Origin of the sequence: Kosakonia sp. CCTCC M2018092, from assembly GCF_003864115.1 — a bacterium.
Classification (GTDB): domain Bacteria; phylum Pseudomonadota; class Gammaproteobacteria; order Enterobacterales; family Enterobacteriaceae; genus Kosakonia; species Kosakonia cowanii.
On record NZ_CP034225.1, the window covers coordinates 4,458,368 to 4,480,353 of the forward strand.

The window sequence follows — 21,986 nt, forward strand, 5'->3', positions numbered from 1 at the left end:
GAGAGAAGTTCACTTAACGCCTGTAAGCTCGGTTGCCGCGCCAGTCACTAACCTTTCCGGGGGATTCCTTGTTCAAGTTTTGGGCGATGCTGCCGATGTATGCTAAATCTTTTGCCTCTTTATAAACGCACCTCGTCACGGAACAGATTATGTCGTTTTTACGCTCATTGTTTGGCAATAAAAAACCTCGTCTCAGCGACTTGAAACTTAATGTTGATAAGTGGCAACTGTATGAGACATTTGAAACCACTATGATGTGGTTTACACCAGAACGAAACGCAGTGCGCCTGCAACTGCTCCCACCGACGCAGTGGCCCTTCGCCTTAGATGATATTGCCGCGGCTACCCGCTACTGGCAGCAGGAAACGGCCAAAATCGATGGAGCATTGGTGGAGCTGATAGCGCTCGATATTCAGGGAATGGCAGCGTTGCAAGGCATATTTAAATATCGGGACCCTACACCTGGTTCGCTTGGTATGTATTATGTCGCGATTATCTGGCTCCCCTTAAGCCAGGGTATTTTCCAGATTAATGCTGAAGCGATCGAAAAAGGCGATACCGGTATACGCGAAGCGTTCGTCACGAACTTGCTTCTTCACCAGGGCTATGAAGCGCCAGCCGAGGAGGAACCCGAGTTTATCGAATCCGCCGACGCTCTTTTCGCCAGGTTGCGTGAAAGCAAGCTACGCTGTCTGCCGAGCGACGAGCGGCAATACGATGAGGTATTCCCTGAGCACCCTCTCAGCCAGGTAAGAGAGACCATTGCGTTTTGCGCTCAACATTGTCAGCTGGCAAAACACTTGCGGCAATAAACAAGCTGTGGAGCCGTTTTTCGATATGTCTGGGCGAACTCATCCGATCAGTCCACCAAGGAGTTACGTTATACTCTGGCAAAACGAAAACCATTTCCACGATACAGAAAAGGAGCTCCTATGGTCGCTTCCGTCCCCGCAAAACGTGGCAGAAAAGCCGCCGCTCCCGCCGCGCCCGCTGGCGGGCAGGTGCAATCCTTAACGCGCGGCCTGAAATTGCTCGAGTGGATCGCCGAATCACACAGTAGCGTCGCGCTGACCGAACTGGCGCAGCAGGCCGGTTTACCCAACTCCACCACCCACCGTTTATTGACCACCATGCAGCAGCTGGGCTTTGTCCGCCAGGTGGGCGAGCTGGGGCACTGGGCGATTGGCGCGCACGCCTTTATCGTCGGCAGTAGCTTTCTGCAAAGCCGCAACCTGATGGCGATTGTGCACCCGATACTGCGCAAGCTGATGGAGGAGTCCGGCGAGACGGTGAACCTGGCGGTGCTGGATAAGAGCGATCATCAGGCGATCATTATCGATCAGGTGCAGTGTACGCAGTTAATGCGTATGTCCGCGCCGATTGGCGGCAAGCTGCCAATGCATGCCTCCGGGGCGGGAAAAGCGTTTCTTTCCCGGCTGGATGATGAGCAGGTTGGTAATCTGCTGCACCGCCAGGGGCTGCACGCTTACACCCACGCTACGCTGGTGTCGCCGCTGCATCTGAAAGAGGATCTCGCCCAGACGCGTAAACGCGGCTACTCCTTTGATGATGAAGAGCATGCGCTCGGCCTGCGCTGCGTCGCCGCCTGCATCTTTGACGAGCACGGCGAGCCGTTCGCTGCCATCTCAATCTCCGGGCCAATTTCGCGCATTACTGACGATCGCGTCACGGAGCTGGGCGCAATGGTGATCCGCGCGGCAAAAGAGGTGACGCTGGCTTACGGCGGCATCCGCACCTAAAAAAGAGTTCTCTTTATAAGCGCGAGCTTTCTCGCAGGCGATAGAAGGGATCTCTGATTGTTGTTCCCCCTCAGGCAGTGGCACTTTGGCGGCAATGCCCTTTCTGAGGTTCTGTTTGATGAAGTGTAATAGTCGTATGCTTGCCGCCATTCTGCTGGCGCTGCCTGTTCCGGTGTGGGCGCATGTGAAATGGTTTGTGGATTATGACGTCAAAATCGCCCCGGCCTCGCTGACGGCGATTGCCGGTTCACTTAGCTTTTGGGCGCTGCTGGTTTTCGCCACGCTGGTGATTTTCGCCACCTCGCTGGCCGACCGCCGCCTCCCTTCATTACATGAGATCCCGCGCTTTCGCCCGCAACTTCAGCGCGCCCATCACTGGGTTCCTGCAATTATGCGCGTGGGAACCGGCCTCTTTTTTCTCATCCTCGGCCTCTTCTATCCACAGGTGATCCTTACCCCAGAGCTGATCGTGGCCAACCCGTGGCTGACTTTTATTCATCTCGCCATTGCCCTCACCGCCTTGACGCGTAAAACCAGCTTTATCGCCGGGCTGCTGATGCTGTTTCTTTATAGCTATGCGGTGCAGCTTTACGGCGCGTTCCATATGCTCGATTACCTGCTGTTTGTCGCCCTCGGTATCTATCTCATTAGCCAGACCTTTCTAGCGGTAGAAAACGACGAGCGGGTGATGGCCTTTGTGCGGCTGATGCTCTGCTACTCCTTTTTATGGGGCGCCGTGGAGAAATTTATGCAGCCGAATCTCTATTTCCAGTTACTGGGCGCGCACCCGTGGCTGGCGATGGGGCTGGACTGGGCTTTCTTTGTGCGCGGCTGCGGGTTTGTGGAGCTGTGCCTGATTTGGCATATCTACAGCGGCAAGCTGGCAAGCTACGCCTGTATCACTCTCTTCGCGCTGATTGCGGTGCTGGCCTTTATTCCCTTTGGCATCACGGACGTGGTCGGTCACCTGGCTTTTATTGTGCCGCTGGTGGCGATCCTGCTTACGCCAAGGGAAACCGTGCTGTTTCGCAGCGCCATAGCTAACACCGCCGCCTTTCTGGTGATGCTGCTGACGCTGCTACTGTTTGGATCCCTGAGCTACTCGGTGTTGCAGTACAACACCCATCTGCATTAACCGGCCTGCCGCAGCGCGCTTTGGGCGAAGCGAATGCAGAAGCGCTGGCGTTTGCGGTAGGCGTAGACATCCTCGACGTGCCCCTGGCGAATACGCTCCTGCAAACCACGCCAGTAGTCAGCGCGAAAGAGATCGGCATGCATCTCTTCAAACAGCGGGCCGATCTCCGGGTCGGCGCAGAGCCAGTGGCGAAACTCTTCAGGAAAAACATCGCCCGGCGCGACGCTGTACCACGGCTCGGCGCTCAGTTCATCTTCCGGGTAACGCGGGGCGGGGATATCGCGGAAATTCACTTCCGTCATGTAGCAGATTTCGTCGTAGTCATAAAACACCACCCGGCCGTGGCGCGTCACGCCGAAGTTTTTAAACAGCATATCGCCGGGGAAAATATTGGCGGCGGCAAGCTGACGGATGGCATTGCCATACTCTTCCACCGCATCGCGCAGCTGCTGGCCTTTCACCTGCTCGAACCAGAGATTGAGCGGCACCATACGCCGTTCGATGTAGAGATGGCTGATGGCAATCCGATCGCTGAGATCGGTGATTTTACCCGGCGCCTGCTCCAGCAGCAGCGCCATCAGCGGCGGCGCAATCTGCCGCTTCTCCAGCACAAAATTTTCAAACTCCTGAGTGTCGGCCATGCGCCCGACGCGATCGTGCTCCTTTACCAGCTGGTAGCAGGCGCGAACGTGGGCGGCGCTCATCTCTTTTTGCGGCGGGAACACATCTTTAATTACTTTGAAGACGCGATCGAACCCCGGCAGGGTAAACACCAGCATCACCATGCCGCGAATGCCCGGCGCTTCAGTAAACTGCTCATCGCTGTTAGTGACATAGTGGAGATATTCGCGGTAACTCTCTGTTTTCGCATGCTTCTGGCAACCAATCGCCATATAGAGCTCGGCGGTGGTTTTGCCCGGCAGGATCTCGCGCAGCCACTCAACGGTGGCCGCCGGGAGCGGCGCATAGACCATAAAGTAGGAGCGGGCGAAACCAAACACGATACTCGCTTCGGCGTGCGTGGTGAGGCAAGTGTCGATAAACAGTTCCCCCTCCTCGCTGCGATGGATCGGCAGCAGAAACGGCAGCGTCCCCGCCGAAGTGATGAGTTTGCCCACCAGCCAGGCGGCCTTATTGCGATAGAAAAGCTCGTTCGCCACCTGTAAATGCGCGTGGTTGAGCGCATCCATGCCGAACGCTTCAAGCAGGTGAGCGCTGATATAACGCACGTCGCGCGCTTTATCCTGCCACGGCAGCCGCAGCGGCAGATCCGATAACACTTTTGTCAGCAGCGCTTCCCAGCCGCGCTCCGGCCAGAAGGCTTTCGCCAGCGGGCGCGGAATGGTGCGAAAACGGCGTTCGGGCTGTGAACTGAAGATGAAAAGCCGCTCGGGCGACAGCGAGCGATGATCGAACAAGCGGCAATAGACTGAGTTAAAGAAGCTTTCGGCAATTTCAAAGCGGGGATAGTCGGGCAGCAGCTGCGTGTAGTGCGCTTTCACCTCTTGCAAAAATTCCGCGTCCGGATGCTGGCTGTCGGTGATACAGCGCAATTGCTCCACCACCAGACCGACGTGGTGATCGTAGAGGTGGATACGCTGTTTCATCGCCTGCTGCACGGCGTGCCAGTCCGCCTGCTCAAAGCGCTGCTGCGCCCCGGCGGTCACTTCCAGAAAGCGCCCATACTGCGCGTCAAAACCCTGCAAAATGGTTTGTGCAATTAACAACGCCAGGCCACGCGACATGGGCACCTCCAGGGTGAAAACCGGGTAAGTGTGTAAGCCGGAGACGCGCCCGCGCCATCCGGCAGCCACAATGCAGTTGTGCGTGATTAGACGCCGAACTGCGCCTCTTCTGTCGATCCGGTTAACGCCGTGACCGACGAGGTTCCGCCCTGAATAATGGTGGTCACTTTGTCGAAGTAACCGGTGCCCACCTCCTGCTGGTGCGAAACGAAGGTGTAGCCCTCTTTCCCGGCGGCAAACTCCGGCTGCTGCACCTTCTCAACGTAGTGCTTCATCCCTTCCCCCTGCGCATAGGCGTGCGCAAGGTCGAACATGTTGAACCACATGCTGTGAATGCCCGCGAGGGTGATGAACTGGAATTTGTAGCCCATATCCGACAGCTCCTGCTGGAAGCGCGCGATGGTGTCGTCGTCGAGGTTCTTCTTCCAGTTAAAGGAGGGCGAGCAGTTGTAGGCCAGCAGCTTGCCGGGAAATTTCGCGTGAATGGCGTCGGCAAAGCGGCGCGCCAGCGCCAGGTCTGGCGTCGAGGTTTCACACCACACCAGATCGGCGTAAGGGGCATAAGCGAGGCCACGGCTGATCGCCTGCTCGATGCCAGCATGCGTGCGGTAGAACCCTTCGCTGGTGCGCTCCCCAGTAATAAAGGCGCTGTCATAAGGATCGCAGTCGGAGGTGATCAAGTCGGCGGCATCCGCGTCGGTACGCGCGACCACTAATGTCGGCACGCCAAGCACGTCGGCGGCCAGTCGCGCGGCAACCAGTTTTTGCACCGCTTCCTGGGTCGGAACCAGCACTTTACCACCCATATGGCCGCACTTTTTCACCGAGGCGAGCTGATCTTCGAAATGAACCGCCGCTGCACCGGCTTCGATCATCGATTTCATCAGTTCAAAGGCGTTAAGCACGCCGCCAAAACCCGCTTCCGCATCGGCAACGATCGGCAGGAAATAGTCAACATAACGCGGGTCGCCAGGCTCAATACCGCTCGACCACTGGATCTGATCCGCGCGGCGGAAGGTGTTATTGATACGCTCAACCACCGCCGGCACCGAGTTGGCCGGATAGAGGGACTGATCCGGGTACATGCTGGCAGCAAGGTTGGCGTCCGCCGCCACCTGCCAGCCGGAAAGATAGACCGCCTCGATGCCCGCTTTCGCCTGCTGCAACGCTTGCCCGCCGGTTAATGCACCAAGGCTGTTCACATAACCCTTTTTCGACTCACCGTTTAGCAGACGCCAGATTTTGGCCGCGCCAAGCTGCGCCAGCGTGCACTCCGGGTTGACCGAGCCGCGTAACTTCACCACCTCTTCCGCGCTGTACGGGCGGCGAATGCCTTCCCAGCGTGATTGTGTCCATTCCTGTTGCAGTGCTTCAATTTGTTGGGTACGGGTTTTCATATGCAGATGCTCCCTATTCTTCTCCTGGCGTACCAGGCGTTATTGATGAAGGCCGTTTGCTCAGGGCCAGCCCCCCCACCGCAGCCTGTTTGTCATAGCGGGGACGGTGAGCACTGCCCTGGCCAACGTGGCGAACAAATTAGCCTGGGTAGTTACGCCAGCAGGCGGTAGCCCGGCAGGGTTAAGAAATCAATCAGCTCATCGGAGGTTGTGATCTGCTCCATCAACCGTGCGGCATCGTCGAAACGTCCGCTACTGTAACGGTGCTCACCCAGCTCTTCCTGGATGACCTGCATCTCTTCAGCCAGCATCTGGCGGAACAGCGCTTTGGTCACCGGTTTGCCGTTGCTGAGCGTCTTCTGGTGGTGGATCCACTGCCAGATAGAGGTACGGGAGATTTCCGCGGTGGCGGCATCTTCCATCAGGCCGTAAATCGGCACGCAGCCGTTGCCAGTGATCCACGCTTCGATGTACTGCACCGCCACGCGGATATTGGCGCGCATCCCCTCTTCGGTGCGCTCCCCTTCGCAGGGTGCCAGCAGCTCTTCTGCGCGGATCGGTGCATCCTCTTCGCGGGTGACGAAAAGCTGGTTTTTATGCTCGCCCAGCGCCGCGTTGAAAATCTCCATCACGCTGTCGCCAAGGCCGGGGTGCGCAATCCATGTCCCATCATGTCCGTTATCCGCTTCCAGCTGCTTGTCGGCTTTCACTTTGTTCAGCACCCAGTTATTGCGTTCGGCATCTTTGCTGGGGATGAACGCCGCCATGCCGCCCATGGCAAACGCGCCGCGACGATGACAGGTTTTGATCAGCAGGCGGGAGTAGGCGCTGAGGAAGGGTTTATCCATCGTCACCACCTGGCGATCCGGCAGTACGCGGTCCGGGTAGTTTTTCAGTGTTTTGATGTAGCTGAAGATGTAATCCCAGCGCCCGCAGTTCAGTCCGACAATATGGTCACGCAGCGCGTGGAGGATCTCATCCATCTGGAAGACGGCCGGCAGCGTTTCAATCAACAGCGTTGCTTTGATGGTGCCGCGCGGCAGGTTGAAGCGATCCTCCGTGAAGCTGAAGACTTCGCTCCACCAGGCGGCCTCTTGCCAGGCTTGTGTTTTCGGCAGGTAGAAGTAAGGGCCGCTGCCTTTGGCGAGCAGACTTTTATGGTTGTGGAAGAAGTAGAGCGCGAAATCGAACAGGCTGCCCGGGATCGCTTCTCCGCGCCAGGTGACATGTTTTTCCGGCAGGTGTAAGCCGCGCACGCGGCAAACCAGTACCGCAGGATCGGGCTTCAACTGATAAATTTTTCCCGCTTCATTGGTGTAGCTGATGGTGCCGTTGACCGCATCGCGCAGGTTAATCTGCCCGTCGATTACTTTTCCCCAGTTTGGCGCCAGCGAATCTTCAAAATCCGCCATAAATACTTTCACGTTTGCATTCAGCGCGTTGATGACCATTTTGCGCTCAACGGGCCCGGTGATCTCTACGCGACGGTCCAGCAGATCGTCAGGAATACCGCGGATCGTCCAGTCGCTTTCACGGATGGAAGCGGTTTCCGAAATAAAGTCTGGCAGCTTGCCGTTATCAATCTCTTGCTGCTGGTGAATGCGCGCGGCCAGCAGTTGATTGCGTTTTGGCGTGAAGCGCGCGACCAGGTCGCTGAGGAATTCTACTGCTGCCGGCGTCAGGATCTGCTTCTCCTGCGCGCCAAATGGCTGGGTAAAGGCCAGTTCTTCAGTTGTGGTCGCCTGTTGTGTCATGGTGCGGTCTCCTCTTTTGGCAGCGAACTCATTTTCCAGGGCAAACGAAGATCGGTTGTGCAGTTTTCGTGCAGCAGGATCAATCCTGGACAATAAATTTTCCAAAATCAAAAACAATTTCCATTTTAATTATAAATACATGATAAGTGATTGATTAGAGTGGAGATAAATTTTTATTGGTGCGTGAAGTGATTTTCGCAAACAAAAAAGGCACCCGAAGGTGCCTGTCGTCTGATGCTGAAACGCTTAATCCAGCGTCGGATTCATATGACGCAGATCGTATGGCGTGATCTGGTAGACGTAGTAGTTGAGCCAGTTGATGAACAGCAAATTACCGTGGCTGCGCCATGAAGCACGCGGTTTGTTTTGCGGATCATTTTGCGGGAAATAGTTGTGCGGCAGTTCAGGTTTAAGGCCCGCTTCCACGTCGCGGAAATATTCGCTCGCCAGCGTGTCGGGATCGTATTCCGGATGGCCGGTGACAAACGCAATGCGCTTATCTTTGCTGGCGAAGAGGTAGGCATCGCCATCTGCCGTTTCCGCCAGGATATCGAGATCGGTGTAATCACGGATCAGTGCTGCGGGGAAATCGGCATAGCGCGAGTGCGGCGCGAGAAAATAGTCATCAAAGCCGCGCGTCAGCAGGGCATGAGGCTGTAAGAGGTGATGCTCGTAGACGCCCGAAAGCTTATCGCTGCGGGTCTGTTTCGGAATGCCGTAGAGGATATTGAGTGCTGCCTGCACGGCCCAACAGACGAAAAGCGTAGAGGTAACGTGATCTTTTGCCCATGCCAGCACCTGCTCGATCTGCGGCCAGTAGGCAACATCGTTAAACTCAACCAGGCCTAACGGCGCGCCGGTGACGATCAGGCCATCGAAATTTTCGTCGCACACTTCATCGAAATTACAGTAGAAGGTGTTGAGGTGCTCAGCGGGGGTATTGCGCGACTCGCGTGAATCGATTCGCAGCAGGCGGACATCAACCTGCAGCGGGGAGTTGGAGAGTAAACGCAGGAACTGGTTTTCCGTCTCGATCTTTTTCGGCATCAGGTTGAGGATAAGCACCTTCAGGGGACGAATTTCCTGCACTGTCGCGCGTGAAGTCGTCATCACAAAGACGTTTTCATCCCGGAGAAGATTGACGGCCGGCAGCTCGTCCTGCACCCGAATCGGCATAACTTATATCCTCACAACATACGTTTATACGTTTAGACATCCAGACAGCTGACAATACCCATAAATGGTCTGAATGTCGAGCCTGCCGGTGGAAGGTGAGAAAGTTTCACATTACGGCTTACGCGGTGAGGGTTCAGCTGATGATGGTAGGGTTGTTATTGCCCGGTGGTTTTGGCTTTTTAACTTGCTGTAGCACCTCCAGAATCTGAGGATCGCTAAGTGGGGCGGGATTGGCAATAACATAAGGCGCGCGGCACCGACCACGTGCTGCGCCGAAGGTCATTTCCATGATGGCACGCTCTTCCACCGCCGATAAACCCCCTTCGTTCATCTCCAGCGCATGAGCGAGAATGGCCAGCTTACCGGCTCCGGGAAGGGCATGCCAGAAAGAGCGAGGGGCAACTTCCATGATCAAATCATGGAGCAGTTTTTCCGCAAGAAAGAAGTCAGCAATAATGATGCGCTGGTTGCTGAAGGGTTGATGGCCGGAAACCTGCTGCTGGGTGTTGAGATTGCGTACAACCATACGGTTTTTATACAGCTGAACGTAAAGCGTGACCATGGCTACTTCCTTTAGCGGTGAAGGGGGGATTAAAACGCGTGGAAAAAGCATAGCAAAAAGCCTCATGCTTTCGCATGAGGCTTTCGGCTTTGTTTGATGCCTGGCAGTTCCCTACTCTCGCATGGGGAGACCCCACACTACCATCGGCGCTACGGCGTTTCACTTCTGAGTTCGGCATGGGGTCAGGTGGGACCACCGCGCTAGTGCCGCCAGGCAAATTCTTTGTGCCCGGAACGTCTCTTTTACCCTGATGCGGCGTTGGCTGCGCTCGTAAAGTCAGTCACATACTTCAGTATGCTCCTTCCTTTCCGTCACTTGCCGCCTTGCCTCAGTGCAAAAGCGTTCGTTCCTTCAAATCTGGTATCAGCTGAAAATCTGTCTCTCATCGCCAAAACATCTTCGGCGTTGTAAGGTTAAGCCTCACGGTTCATTAGTACCGGTTAGCTCAACGCATCGCTGCGCTTACACACCCGGCCTATCAACGTCGTCGTCTTCAACGTTCCTTCAGGACTCTCAAGGAGTCAGGGAGAACTCATCTCGGGGCAAGTTTCGTGCTTAGATGCTTTCAGCACTTATCTCTTCCGCATTTAGCTACCGGGCAGTGCCATTGGCATGACAACCCGAACACCAGTGATGCGTCCACTCCGGTCCTCTCGTACTAGGAGCAGCCCCCCTCAATTCTCCAGCGCCCACGGCAGATAGGGACCGAACTGTCTCACGACGTTCTAAACCCAGCTCGCGTACCACTTTAAATGGCGAACAGCCATACCCTTGGGACCTACTTCAGCCCCAGGATGTGATGAGCCGACATCGAGGTGCCAAACACCGCCGTCGATATGAACTCTTGGGCGGTATCAGCCTGTTATCCCCGGAGTACCTTTTATCCGTTGAGCGATGGCCCTTCCATTCAGAACCACCGGATCACTATGACCTGCTTTCGCACCTGCTCGCGCCGTCACGCTCGCAGTCAAGCCAGCTTATGCCATTGCACTAACCTCCTGATGTCCGACCAGGATTAGCTGACCTTCGTGCTCCTCCGTTACGCTTTAGGAGGAGACCGCCCCAGTCAAACTACCCACCAGACACTGTCCGCAACCCGGATTACGGGTCCACGTTAGAACATCAAACATTAAAGGGTGGTATTTCAAGGTTGGCTCCACGCAGACTGGCGTCCACGCTTCAAAGCCTCCCACCTATCCTACACATCAAGGCTCAATGTTCAGTGTCAAGCTATAGTAAAGGTTCACGGGGTCTTTCCGTCTTGCCGCGGGTACACTGCATCTTCACAGCGAGTTCAATTTCACTGAGTCTCGGGTGGAGACAGCCTGGCCATCATTACGCCATTCGTGCAGGTCGGAACTTACCCGACAAGGAATTTCGCTACCTTAGGACCGTTATAGTTACGGCCGCCGTTTACCGGGGCTTCGATCAAGAGCTTCACCTTGCGGTTGACCCCATCAATTAACCTTCCGGCACCGGGCAGGCGTCACACCGTATACGTCCACTTTCGTGTTTGCACAGTGCTGTGTTTTTAATAAACAGTTGCAGCCAGCTGGTATCTTCGACTGGTTTCAGCTCCGCGAGCAAGTCGCTTCACCTACGCACCAGCGTGCCTTCTCCCGAAGTTACGGCACCATTTTGCCTAGTTCCTTCACCCGAGTTCTCTCAAGCGCCTTGGTATTCTCTACCTGACCACCTGTGTCGGTTTGGGGTACGATTTCGTGTTACCTGATGCTTAGAGGCTTTTCCTGGAAGCAGGGCATTTGTCACTTCAGCACCGTAGTGCCTCGTCATCACGCCTCAGTGTTAAAGTGAACCGGATTTACCTGGAACACACACCTACACGCTTAAACCGGGACAACCGTCGCCCGGCCGACATAGCCTTCTCCGTCCCCCCTTCGCAGTAACACCAAGTACAGGAATATTAACCTGTTTCCCATCGACTACGCCTTTCGGCCTCGCCTTAGGGGTCGACTCACCCTGCCCCGATTAACGTTGGACAGGAACCCTTGGTCTTCCGGCGAGCGGGCTTTTCACCCGCTTTATCGTTACTTATGTCAGCATTCGCACTTCTGATACCTCCAGCATGCCTCACAGCACACCTTCAACGGCTTACAGAACGCTCCCCTACCCAACAACACATAGTGTCGCTGCCGCAGCTTCGGTGCATGGTTTAGCCCCGTTACATCTTCCGCGCAGGCCGACTCGACCAGTGAGCTATTACGCTTTCTTTAAATGATGGCTGCTTCTAAGCCAACATCCTGGCTGTCTGGGCCTTCCCACATCGTTTCCCACTTAACCATGACTTTGGGACCTTAGCTGGCGGTCTGGGTTGTTTCCCTCTTCACGACGGACGTTAGCACCCGCCGTGTGTCTCCCGTGATAACATTCTCCGGTATTCGTAGTTTGCATCGGGTTGGTAAGCCGGGATGGCCCCCTAGCCGAAACAGTGCTCTACCCCCGGAGATGAATTCACGAGGCGCTACCTAAATAGCTTTCGGGGAGAACCAGCTATCTCCCGGTTTGATTGGCCTTTCACCCCCAGCCACAGGTCATCCGCTAATTTTTCAACATTAGTCGGTTCGGTCCTCCAGTTAGTGTTACCCAACCTTCAACCTGCCCATGGCTAGATCACCGGGTTTCGGGTCTATACCCTGCAACTTAACGCCCAGTTAAGACTCGGTTTCCCTGCGGCTCCCCTATACGGTTAACCTTGCTACAGAATATAAGTCGCTGACCCATTATACAAAAGGTACGCAGTCACCCCATAAAAGAGGCTCCCACTGCTTGTACGTACACGGTTTCAGGTTCTGTTTCACTCCCCTCGCCGGGGTTCTTTTCGCCTTTCCCTCACGGTACTGGTTCACTATCGGTCAGTCAGGAGTATTTAGCCTTGGAGGATGGTCCCCCCATATTCAGACAGGATACCACGTGTCCCGCCCTACTCATCGAGCTCACAGCAAGAGTGCTTTTGTGTACGGGGCTGTCACCCTGTATCGCGCGACTTTCCAGACGCTTCCACTAACACTCAGGCTGATTCAGGCTCTGGGCTGTTCCCCGTTCGCTCGCCGCTACTGGGGGAATCTCGGTTGATTTCTTTTCCTCGGGGTACTTAGATGTTTCAGTTCCCCCGGTTCGCCTCGTTAACCTATGTATTCAGTTAACGATAGTGCAACGGATTGCACTGGGTTTCCCCATTCGGACATCGCCGGTTATAACGGTTCATATCACCTTACCGGCGCTTTTCGCAGATTAGCACGTCCTTCATCGCCTCTGACTGCCAGGGCATCCACCGTGTACGCTTAGTCGCTTAACCTCACAACCCGAAGATGTTTCGTAAAACACCATCAGTTGCGAAAATTTGAGAGACTCACGGAACAATTCGCATTGTTCTGTTTTTCAATTTTCAGCTTGATCCAGATTTTTAAAGAGCAAATATCTCAGACATGACTCACTGTTCACACAGGAATCAGGTTTGAGATACATCGGCAGGTGACTTTCACTCACAGACCAGCAAGTGGCGTCCCCTAGGGGATTCGAACCCCTGTTACCGCCGTGAAAGGGCGGTGTCCTGGGCCTCTAGACGAAGGGGACACAAAGTCTCACTCGCAAGACGCCTTGCTATTTACTTTTCATCAGACAATCTGTGTGGACACTGCAGGGAAAGGTTCTTTAAGGTAAGGAGGTGATCCAACCGCAGGTTCCCCTACGGTTACCTTGTTACGACTTCACCCCAGTCATGAATCACAAAGTGGTAAGCGCCCTCCCGAAGGTTAAGCTACCTACTTCTTTTGCAACCCACTCCCATGGTGTGACGGGCGGTGTGTACAAGGCCCGGGAACGTATTCACCGTGACATTCTGATTCACGATTACTAGCGATTCCGACTTCATGGAGTCGAGTTGCAGACTCCAATCCGGACTACGACGCACTTTATGAGGTCCGCTAGCTCTCGCGAGATTGCTTCTCTTTGTATGCGCCATTGTAGCACGTGTGTAGCCCTGGTCGTAAGGGCCATGATGACTTGACGTCATCCCCACCTTCCTCCAGTTTATCACTGGCAGTCTCCTTTGAGTTCCCGGCCGGACCGCTGGCAACAAAGGATAAGGGTTGCGCTCGTTGCGGGACTTAACCCAACATTTCACAACACGAGCTGACGACAGCCATGCAGCACCTGTCTCACAGTTCCCGAAGGCACCAATCCATCTCTGGAAAGTTCTGTGGATGTCAAGACCAGGTAAGGTTCTTCGCGTTGCATCGAATTAAACCACATGCTCCACCGCTTGTGCGGGCCCCCGTCAATTCATTTGAGTTTTAACCTTGCGGCCGTACTCCCCAGGCGGTCGACTTAACGCGTTAGCTCCGGAAGCCACGCCTCAAGGGCACAACCTCCAAGTCGACATCGTTTACGGCGTGGACTACCAGGGTATCTAATCCTGTTTGCTCCCCACGCTTTCGCACCTGAGCGTCAGTCTTCGTCCAGGGGGCCGCCTTCGCCACCGGTATTCCTCCAGATCTCTACGCATTTCACCGCTACACCTGGAATTCTACCCCCCTCTACGAGACTCAAGCCTGCCAGTTTCGGATGCAGTTCCCAGGTTGAGCCCGGGGATTTCACATCCGACTTGACAGACCGCCTGCGTGCGCTTTACGCCCAGTAATTCCGATTAACGCTTGCACCCTCCGTATTACCGCGGCTGCTGGCACGGAGTTAGCCGGTGCTTCTTCTGCGGGTAACGTCAATCGACGCGGTTATTAACCGCATCGCCTTCCTCCCCGCTGAAAGTACTTTACAACCCGAAGGCCTTCTTCATACACGCGGCATGGCTGCATCAGGCTTGCGCCCATTGTGCAATATTCCCCACTGCTGCCTCCCGTAGGAGTCTGGACCGTGTCTCAGTTCCAGTGTGGCTGGTCATCCTCTCAGACCAGCTAGGGATCGTCGCCTAGGTGAGCCGTTACCCCACCTACTAGCTAATCCCATCTGGGCACATCTGATGGCAAGAGGCCCGAAGGTCCCCCTCTTTGGTCTTGCGACGTTATGCGGTATTAGCTACCGTTTCCAGTAGTTATCCCCCTCCATCAGGCAGTTTCCCAGACATTACTCACCCGTCCGCCACTCGTCAGCGAAGCAGCAAGCTGCTTCCTGTTACCGTTCGACTTGCATGTGTTAGGCCTGCCGCCAGCGTTCAATCTGAGCCATGATCAAACTCTTCAATTTAAAGTTTGATGCTCATCGAATTAAACCGTAATGAATTACGTGTTCACCCGTGAGACTTGGTATTCATTTAGTGTCCGAAGACATCAAGAATCCATGTCACCTGAGTGCCCACACAGATTGTCTGATAAATTGTTAAAGAGCAGTTGCGACGCGCTTCAGCGCTCTGTCGCGAGGTGGCGTATATTACGCTTTCCTCTTTCAGAGTCAACCCTGAATTTCAGGATTTTTTCTCTTCCGACTTAACGTCGCTGCAAGCTGTTGTTTGCTTAGCGCCGTGTCGATGGAGGCGCATTATAGGGAGTTCTCCGCACCCCGCAATAGAAAAATGACATAAAAATGACTGACTGCTGCATTCCACAGCAAAAGCCGCCCTTATACGCATTTACGCACAGAGTTATCCACAAAGCGCCAAAAGTGGAAAAATTCCCGAGCGTTGCGCAAACGTTTTCGTTACAATGCCCGCGCAAAATTAATCCGCCCTGCCTGGGGTGTTAGCTGAATCTTCCCATAATAAAGAAGCGAAAATTCAGCTAACGCTCTCTGTTAAAGTCAAATCCAGGGGATTTACCATGCAACAACGTCGTCCAGTCCGCCGCGCCCTGCTCAGTGTTTCTGATAAGGCCGGTATCGTCGAATTCGCCCAGGCGCTCTCACAGCGTGGCGTCGAACTGCTCTCTACCGGCGGAACCGCTCGTCTGCTGGCAGATAAAGGCCTGCCGGTGACTGAAGTCTCCGACTACACCGGTTTCCCGGAAATGATGGATGGACGCGTAAAAACCCTGCACCCGAAAGTGCACGGCGGCATTCTGGGTCGTCGCGGCCAGGATGATGACATCATGGCGCAGCACGCCATCGCCCCAATCGATATGGTAGTGGTTAACCTCTACCCCTTCGCCCAGACCGTTGCCCGTGAAGGGTGCTCGCTGGAAGACGCCGTTGAGAATATCGATATCGGCGGCCCGACCATGGTGCGCTCTGCCGCGAAGAACCATAAAGATGTCGCCATCGTGGTTAAGAGCAGCGACTACACCACCATCATTAATGAAATGGATGCCAACGACGGCTCGCTGACGCTGGAGACCCGTTTCGACCTCGCGATCAAAGCCTTTGAGCACACCGCCGCTTACGACAGCATGATCGCCAACTACTTCGGCAGCCTGGTGCCCGCCTATCATGGCGAGAGCAAAGAGCCAGCCGGCCGCTTCCCGCGCACGCTGAACCTCAACTTTATTAAGAAGCAGGATATGCGCTACGGTGAAAACAGCCACCAGCATGCTGCCTTCTATATAGAAGAAGAGATCAAAGAAGCTTCCGTTGCCACCGCTCAGCAGCTGCAGGGCAAAGCGCTCTCCTATAACAACATCGCCGACACCGACGCGGCGCTGGAGTGCGTGAAAGAGTTTGATGAGCCCGCCTGCGTAATTGTGAAACACGCCAACCCGTGCGGTGTTGCCGTCGGCGGTTCAATTCTTGATGCGTACGATCGCGCTTATAAAACCGACCCAACCTCAGCGTTCGGCGGCATTATCGCTTTCAACCGCGAACTGGATGCTGAAACGGCGCAGGCCATTATCTCCCGCCAGTTTGTGGAAGTGATTATCGCCCCTTCTGCCACTAAGGAAGCGCTGAGCATTACCGCCGCTAAACAGAACGTCCGCGTACTGGTCTGCGGCCAGTGGGCAGCGCGCGTACCGGGCCTCGATTTCAAACGCGTTAATGGCGGCCTGCTGGTTCAGGATCGCGACTTGGGCATGGTAACCACCAACGAGCTGCGTGTGGTCAGCAAGCGCCAGCCGACCGAGCAGGAGCTGCGCGATGCGCTGTTCTGCTGGAAAGTGGCGAAGTTCGTTAAATCCAACGCCATTGTCTACGCCAAAGAGAACATGACCATCGGTATTGGCGCAGGCCAGATGAGCCGTGTCTACTCTGCGAAGATCGCCGGTATCAAAGCCGCTGACGAAGGGCTGGAAGTGAAAGGTTCCGCAATGGCTTCTGACGCCTTCTTCCCGTTCCGTGATGGTATTGATGCCGCTGCCGCTGTTGGCGTGAGCTGCGTTATCCAGCCGGGCGGATCTATCCGCGATGACGAAGTGATTGCCGCCGCCGACGAGCACGGCATCGCGATGATCTTCACCGACATGCGTCACTTCCGCCATTAATCCACGGAGCAGAGAATGAAAGTATTAGTGATTGGTAACGGCGGGCGCGAACACGCGCTGGCCTGGAAAGCGGCCCAGTCTAAACGGGTTGAAACTGTCTTTGTCGCACCGGGTAACGCAGGCACAGCGCTGGAGCCGACGCTGCAAAACGTGGCGATTAGCGCAACGGATATTCCTGCACTACTCAGCTTCGCCCAGAACGAGAAGATCGATCTGACCATCGTCGGCCCGGAAGCGCCGCTGGTGATTGGCGTAGTCGACGCCTTTCGCGCGCAGGGGCTGAAAATTTTTGGCCCGACGCAGGGTGCGGCACAGCTGGAGGGCTCCAAAGCCTTCACCAAAGATTTCCTTGCACGCCACAACATTCCGACGGCGGAGTACCAGAACTTTACCGAGGTAGAGCCAGCGCTGGCTTACCTGCGCGAGAAAGGCGCGCCGATTGTCATCAAAGCGGACGGTCTGGCAGCCGGTAAAGGGGTGATTGTCGCCATGACGCTGGAAGAGGCGGAAGCGGCGGTCCACGATATGCTGGCCGGTAACGCCTTTGGCGATGCCGGTCATCGCATTGTGATTGAGGAGTTTCTCGACGGCGAAGAGGCGAGCTTTATTGTGATGGTCGACGGCGAGCATGTGCTGCCGATGGCGACCAGCCAGGATCACAAACGGGTCGGCGACGGCGATACCGGCCCGAATACCGGCGGTATGGGCGCGTACTCCCCGGCTCCAGTGGTGACCGATGAAGTGCACCAGCGGGCAATGGATCAGGTTATCTGGCCAACCGTGCGCGGCATGGCGGCAGAAGGAAATACCTACACCGGTTTCCTCTATGCCGGGCTGATGATCGATAAGCAGGGCAACCCGAAGGTGATCGAGTTCAACTGCCGCTTTGGCGACCCGGAGACGCAGCCGATTATGTTGCGCCTGCAGTCGGACCTGGTAGAGCTCTGCCTGGCAGCCTGTGACGGCAAGCTGGATGAGAAAGTCTCGAAATGGGATGCGCGCGCGTCGCTTGGCGTGGTGATGGCTGCCGGAGGCTATCCGGGCAACTATCGCACTGGAGATCAGATCCACGGCCTGCCGTTGGAAGAGGTGGCGGACGGGAAAGTGTTCCATGCCGGTACCACGCTTGCTGACGACGATCGGGTGCTGACCAACGGCGGACGTGTGCTGTGCGTGACCGCGCTTGGTGACACCGTTGCCGAAGCGCAGCAGCGCGCTTATGCGCTGATGACCGATATCCACTGGGATGGCAGCTTTAGCCGCAGCGATATTGGTTACCGCGCGATTGCCCGCGAACAGGGCAGCAAGTAATACGCGATCCACGGCCGGGTGGGATTGTGCTTATCCGGCGTTCAGAAGTCGAATTGCCGGATGGCGCTGCGCTTATCCGGCCTACAAAAACAGTGCCGTGATCATTGCCGGGTGGCGTTTCGCTTACCCGGCCCACGGAACACACCTTACTGTCGTGAAAGCGCTTTTCGTAGGCCCGATAAGGCATCGCCGCCATCGGGCAACACCCCGATGACGCCAACGCTAAAAGTTCTTCTCCGTCGGCTGCCAGTGACAGAAATCCTCATTCGCCACCAGCAACAGCTGCGCCCCTTCCGGCGCTTCCAGCCACGCCACGCTCACCGCCAGCGACGAACGGCTCTGGCGCTGCGCAATATGGTTTAACGCCCACGTATCAAGCTCTGGCTTCACGGTCTGCCCTTCACAGGTCTGCACCGTGTTATTTGCCTGCCAGCGCCCCTGACGCAATACAACCCATCCCTGACGCAGCGCATCGCTGGTCTGGCGGATCTGTTCGGCGCGGTAGCGATAAAGCGCAATCTGGTCGCTGGAGAGCTGCTGCTTCTGGCCGTTCACTTCGCGCTGCATAAAGCTCAGCTCGCCGCGATCGTCAAAACGCACGCGAATATGCTCAGGCGGGTTGGCGTAGATATTGAGTTCGATAAGGGTGAGCGCATCGCCTTGCCAGCGATACTCAGCTAAAGAGGTGTTCCCGCGATGCCACGGGCTAAATGCGGAGAGCAGATGGGTCTCACCGCCTGAATCTTTACGCCAGATGCGTATTGCGCCCTGATCGCCGGCGAAACCGCTGGCGGTAAAGGGCGGCAATGACGAATCGTGGCTACAGGCGGCAAGCAGCAGTGCGCCGACCAGCAAAAGCGGGCGACGCCAGTATGACAAAAGGGGCGTTACCGCCCCTTCGACAAAACTGTTCACTGCCATGCTGTCTTACTTAACAGCGTCTTTCAGTGCTTTACCAGAAACAAATGCCGGCACGTTAGCTGCGGCGATTTTGATTTCTTTACCGGTCTGCGGGTTGCGGCCAGTACGCTCAGCGCGGTGGTTCACCTTGAAAGTGCCGAAACCAACCAGTTGTACCGCATCGCCTTCTTTCAGAGACTCAGTAATGGCAGCCAGGGTGGATTCCAGTGCAGCTTTCGCTTGCGCTTTAGACAGATCAGCCTTGTCTGCAATTACATCAATCAGTTGAGTCTTGTTCATAAGTTATCCTTTCAATGTGTTTATCGCTTGCTAAGCATCGAGTGCGACGGAAATGCCTCAAAAGCACTCTCCTGCATACACGCACCGATAGCCACTTTTTTTCGCCCCCCAAATGTAGACCAGACGGGGGTAAGAAGGGAAGCCTTCAGGCGCGACAAAACAGGCCTTAAATCACGTTTTATTGTCTCATTGCTGCAAATTTATACCGATATTACTCTCGCCAGCCTCGCGCAGGTCTGCGCGCAAGCCTTTGATCAGGTCAATATCACGCTCTTCGCAGGCGGCCAAAAGGCGGAAAATCTCCCACTGGATATCCCATTCCTGCTCTACAGCGGGATTGAGACCCAGCTCTTCATCGGTCATTTCGCGGCCCTGCTGCGTCATTTCCAGCATCGCCACGGTGGTGATCGAGGTCTTGCTGACTTCAATGGCGTGTTCCAGCGTTTCACCGCTCAGACGCGAATGAATCAACTCGCTCAGCGCCACACAGGCGTCAATCGCCGGGTAGACACCGTAGAGATCGTAATCCTCTGCGGCGGGGATCCCCTCTTCCAGCTTCTCAAGCTGGCTGTCGAAATTGACCTTCGCATCTTTGACGGTCTCTGTTTCCCACACCAGGTCAAGAATACGGCGATAGAGCTGCGCATCGCCAAAGCCGGTCTGGCGGCAGAACAGCGCATAGTTGGGGTACATGCGCTCGCACAGACAGGCCATGAAAACAACGTGCTGCCAGCTTTCCTGCTTTTCCAGTCGCAGATGAATCGGGTTTTGTAACATGATCGCTTCTCAAAAACGGTAATGCGCCGCAGTTTACCCGATATCGCGCTGAATTGCCTGCCATCGCGCAAAGGCGGGGCGACCCGATGCCACAGCGTCTGCCCAGCGCGTCGGCTCCGGCAAGCGGTAGCCCTTCATGCAGCGCTGCACCCACGCCAGCGCCGTATCCTGGCTGACGCGGTGGCCGGTGGCGACAAAGAGCGGATTACAGCGCGCTTTACTGCGCCATACCCACGCCAGCTGTTCGCCTTTATCCATCAGCGGCGACAGTGCGCCGGGCTCATCGGCCAGCGGTTCGAACTTGCCGCACAGCCGTTTTTTCGCCACGCCGATGGTCGGCACATCCACCAGCAGGCCAAAGTGGCTGGCAACGCCAAGGCGGCGCGGATGGGAGATCCCATGCCCGTCGACAAAGAGTAAATCGGGTTTCTGCGACAGCATCTCCCACGCCGCCAGCAGCGCGGGATACTCACGAAATGAGAGGAAGCCAGGAATATAGGGCATGGTGGTGGCGATACGCGCCACCTGATACTCAACCAGTTCCAGCGAAGGCCAGGTGAGCAGCACCATTGCCGCCCGCGTCACTTCGCCACCTTGCTCGAAACCGACATCCGCCCCGCCGATCAACGTCGGCGGATCTTTATCAAGACGATCCTCGCGGATCACGGAAGAGGCCAGTTCAAGTTGTTGTGCGCGTAGCGACGCGAGATCCATACTCACTCCTTATTGATGCCAGGGGGCCGACAGACGGTGAACCGCCTCGACAAATACTCCTGCATGTTCCGGCGGGACATCCTGGTGAATGCCGTGACCGAGGTTAAATACATGGCCTTCGCCTTTGCCAAAGCCAGAGAGAATTGTAGACACTTCTTCCTCAATGCGTGCAGGCGGCGCATAAAGCATGGAGGGATCCATGTTGCCCTGCAGCGCTACTTTGTCGCCAACGCGACGGCGCGCATCGCCAATATCGGTGGTCCAGTCGAGGCCGAGCGCATCGCAGCCGGTCGCCGCCATCGCTTCCAGCCACTGGCCGCCGCCTTTGGTAAACAGGGTCACCGGTACGCGACGCCCCTCGTTTTCACGCAGCAGGCCATCGACGATTTTATGCATGTAGTAGAGAGAAAACTGCTGGTAGTCGCGCCCGGTCAGCACGCCGCCCCAGGTGTCGAAAATCATCACCGACTGCGCGCCCGCGCGGATCTGCGCGTTGAGATAAGACGTCACGCTCTGCGCCAGCTTATCCAGCAGCGCATGCAGCACCAGCGGCTCGGCGTACATCATCTTTTTGATTTTAGTGAACGCTTTGCTGCTGCCGCCTTCAATCATGTAGGTCGCCAGCGTCCACGGGCTGCCGGAGAAACCAATCAGCGGCACTTCGCCTTTCAGTTCACGGCGAATGGTGCGCACGGCGTTCATCACGTATCCCAGCTCATCTTCCGGGTCCGGTACGGGCAGCTTGTCCACATCCGCTTTACAGGTGATGGGATGGCTAAAACGCGGCCCTTCACCGGCTTCGAAATAGAGCCCCAGCCCCATCGCGTCCGGCACCGTCAGGATATCGGAGAAGAGGATCGCCGCATCCAGCTTGTAGCGGCGCAGGGGCTGCATCGTCACTTCACAGGCCAGCTCCGCATTGCGGCACAGCGACATAAAGTCGCCAGCTTGCGCACGGGTCGCCTTATATTCCGGCAAATAGCGGCCTGCCTGGCGCATCATCCATACCGGCGTCATATCTACTGGCTGGCGCTGAAGCGCGCGCAGGTAACGATCGTTTTTCAGTTCGGTCATTG

At 56.0% G+C, this 21,986-nt stretch carries 15 protein-coding genes, 1 tRNA gene and 3 rRNA genes; 5 read left to right on the forward strand and 14 right to left on the reverse strand.

Going from position 1 to position 21,986, the window contains the following annotated elements; translation table 11 throughout:
* Nucleotides 1-149: 149 nt before the first annotated feature.
* From EH164_RS20955 to EH164_RS20965, 3 genes are all read left to right on the forward strand, one after another.
* Nucleotides 150-812: a hypothetical protein gene (locus EH164_RS20955; protein WP_124970724.1), complete on the forward strand. Its 663-nt coding sequence runs from the start codon at nucleotides 150-152 to the stop codon at nucleotides 810-812.
* Between the two features lie 120 nt (nucleotides 813-932).
* A complete protein-coding gene (gene iclR / locus EH164_RS20960; protein WP_023478496.1) occupies nucleotides 933-1,760 on the forward strand; it encodes a glyoxylate bypass operon transcriptional repressor IclR in 828 nt (275 codons plus the stop codon).
* 118 nt (nucleotides 1,761-1,878) lie between these two features.
* Nucleotides 1,879-2,895: a hypothetical protein gene (locus EH164_RS20965; protein WP_241174989.1), complete on the forward strand. Its 1,017-nt coding sequence runs from the start codon at nucleotides 1,879-1,881 to the stop codon at nucleotides 2,893-2,895.
* On the opposite strand, the gene aceK is transcribed toward EH164_RS20965, so the two are convergent.
* The 9 genes from aceK to EH164_RS21010 all read right to left on the reverse strand — a co-directional run bounded on the left by aceK (nucleotide 2,892) and on the right by EH164_RS21010 (nucleotide 14,749).
* The gene (aceK, locus tag EH164_RS20970; RefSeq protein ID WP_124970727.1) at nucleotides 2,892-4,640 is read right to left on the reverse strand and encodes a bifunctional isocitrate dehydrogenase kinase/phosphatase; all 1,749 of its coding nucleotides are present in this window, start codon (nucleotides 4,638-4,640) and stop codon (nucleotides 2,892-2,894) included. The two genes, EH164_RS20965 and aceK, sit on opposite strands and share 4 nt — an antisense overlap.
* Nucleotides 4,641-4,726: 86 nt before the next feature.
* Nucleotides 4,727-6,037 (reverse strand): isocitrate lyase, encoded by a 1,311-nt coding sequence (aceA, locus tag EH164_RS20975; RefSeq protein WP_023478373.1) that lies wholly within the window; start codon nucleotides 6,035-6,037, stop codon nucleotides 4,727-4,729.
* A gap of 152 nt (nucleotides 6,038-6,189) precedes the next feature.
* Complete coding sequence (aceB, locus tag EH164_RS20980) at nucleotides 6,190-7,791, reverse strand: malate synthase A (protein ID WP_124970729.1); 1,602 nt, start codon at nucleotides 7,789-7,791, stop codon at nucleotides 6,190-6,192.
* Nucleotides 7,792-8,037: 246 nt separating this feature from the next.
* On the reverse strand, nucleotides 8,038-8,967 hold the full coding sequence (metA, locus tag EH164_RS20985) for a homoserine O-succinyltransferase (RefSeq protein WP_023478504.1): 930 nt from the start codon (nucleotides 8,965-8,967) through the stop codon (nucleotides 8,038-8,040).
* Nucleotides 8,968-9,100: 133 nt separating this feature from the next.
* The gene (locus EH164_RS20990) at nucleotides 9,101-9,529 is read right to left on the reverse strand and encodes a YjaA family stress response protein (RefSeq protein ID WP_124970731.1); all 429 of its coding nucleotides are present in this window, start codon (nucleotides 9,527-9,529) and stop codon (nucleotides 9,101-9,103) included.
* A gap of 98 nt (nucleotides 9,530-9,627) precedes the next feature.
* Nucleotides 9,628-9,743, reverse strand: a 5S ribosomal RNA gene (gene rrf, locus EH164_RS20995).
* A 195-nt stretch (nucleotides 9,744-9,938) separates the two neighbouring features.
* Nucleotides 9,939-12,845 (reverse strand): 23S ribosomal RNA (locus tag EH164_RS21000).
* Between the two features lie 202 nt (nucleotides 12,846-13,047).
* Nucleotides 13,048-13,123 (reverse strand) — tRNA-Glu (locus EH164_RS21005).
* 84 nt (nucleotides 13,124-13,207) lie between these two features.
* A 16S ribosomal RNA gene (locus tag EH164_RS21010) occupies nucleotides 13,208-14,749 on the reverse strand.
* Together the 16S, 23S and 5S rRNA genes with 1 tRNA gene alongside form the textbook arrangement of a ribosomal RNA operon.
* Before the next feature lie 569 nt (nucleotides 14,750-15,318).
* Between EH164_RS21010 and purH the strand changes: the two genes are divergently transcribed.
* Entirely contained in the window at nucleotides 15,319-16,908 is a 1,590-nt protein-coding gene (gene purH / locus EH164_RS21020; RefSeq protein WP_023479380.1) for a bifunctional phosphoribosylaminoimidazolecarboxamide formyltransferase/IMP cyclohydrolase, read from the forward strand.
* Between the two features lie 15 nt (nucleotides 16,909-16,923).
* Nucleotides 16,924-18,219, forward strand: a complete 1,296-nt coding sequence (purD, locus tag EH164_RS21025) for a phosphoribosylamine--glycine ligase (protein WP_124970734.1) — start codon at nucleotides 16,924-16,926, stop codon at nucleotides 18,217-18,219.
* Between the two features lie 222 nt (nucleotides 18,220-18,441).
* Here purD and EH164_RS21030 read toward each other — a convergent pair whose 3' ends face one another.
* The 5 genes from EH164_RS21030 to hemE all read right to left on the reverse strand — a co-directional run bounded on the left by EH164_RS21030 (nucleotide 18,442) and on the right by hemE (nucleotide 21,984).
* Nucleotides 18,442-19,134 carry a DUF1481 domain-containing protein gene (locus EH164_RS21030; protein WP_206430708.1) on the reverse strand — a complete coding sequence of 231 codons (693 nt, stop codon included), beginning with the start codon at nucleotides 19,132-19,134 and terminating at the stop codon, nucleotides 18,442-18,444.
* Nucleotides 19,135-19,146: 12 nt separating this feature from the next.
* Entirely contained in the window at nucleotides 19,147-19,419 is a 273-nt protein-coding gene (gene hupA / locus EH164_RS21035) for a nucleoid-associated protein HU-alpha (RefSeq protein ID WP_002884342.1), read from the reverse strand.
* A gap of 186 nt (nucleotides 19,420-19,605) precedes the next feature.
* Complete coding sequence (locus EH164_RS21040) at nucleotides 19,606-20,196, reverse strand: YjaG family protein (protein ID WP_023479398.1); 591 nt, start codon at nucleotides 20,194-20,196, stop codon at nucleotides 19,606-19,608.
* Nucleotides 20,197-20,229: 33 nt separating this feature from the next.
* A complete protein-coding gene (nfi, locus tag EH164_RS21045) occupies nucleotides 20,230-20,910 on the reverse strand; it encodes a deoxyribonuclease V (RefSeq protein ID WP_034812663.1) in 681 nt (226 codons plus the stop codon).
* 9 nt (nucleotides 20,911-20,919) lie between these two features.
* The gene (gene hemE / locus EH164_RS21050) at nucleotides 20,920-21,984 is read right to left on the reverse strand and encodes a uroporphyrinogen decarboxylase (protein ID WP_023479397.1); all 1,065 of its coding nucleotides are present in this window, start codon (nucleotides 21,982-21,984) and stop codon (nucleotides 20,920-20,922) included.
* Nucleotides 21,985-21,986 lie beyond the last annotated feature (2 nt).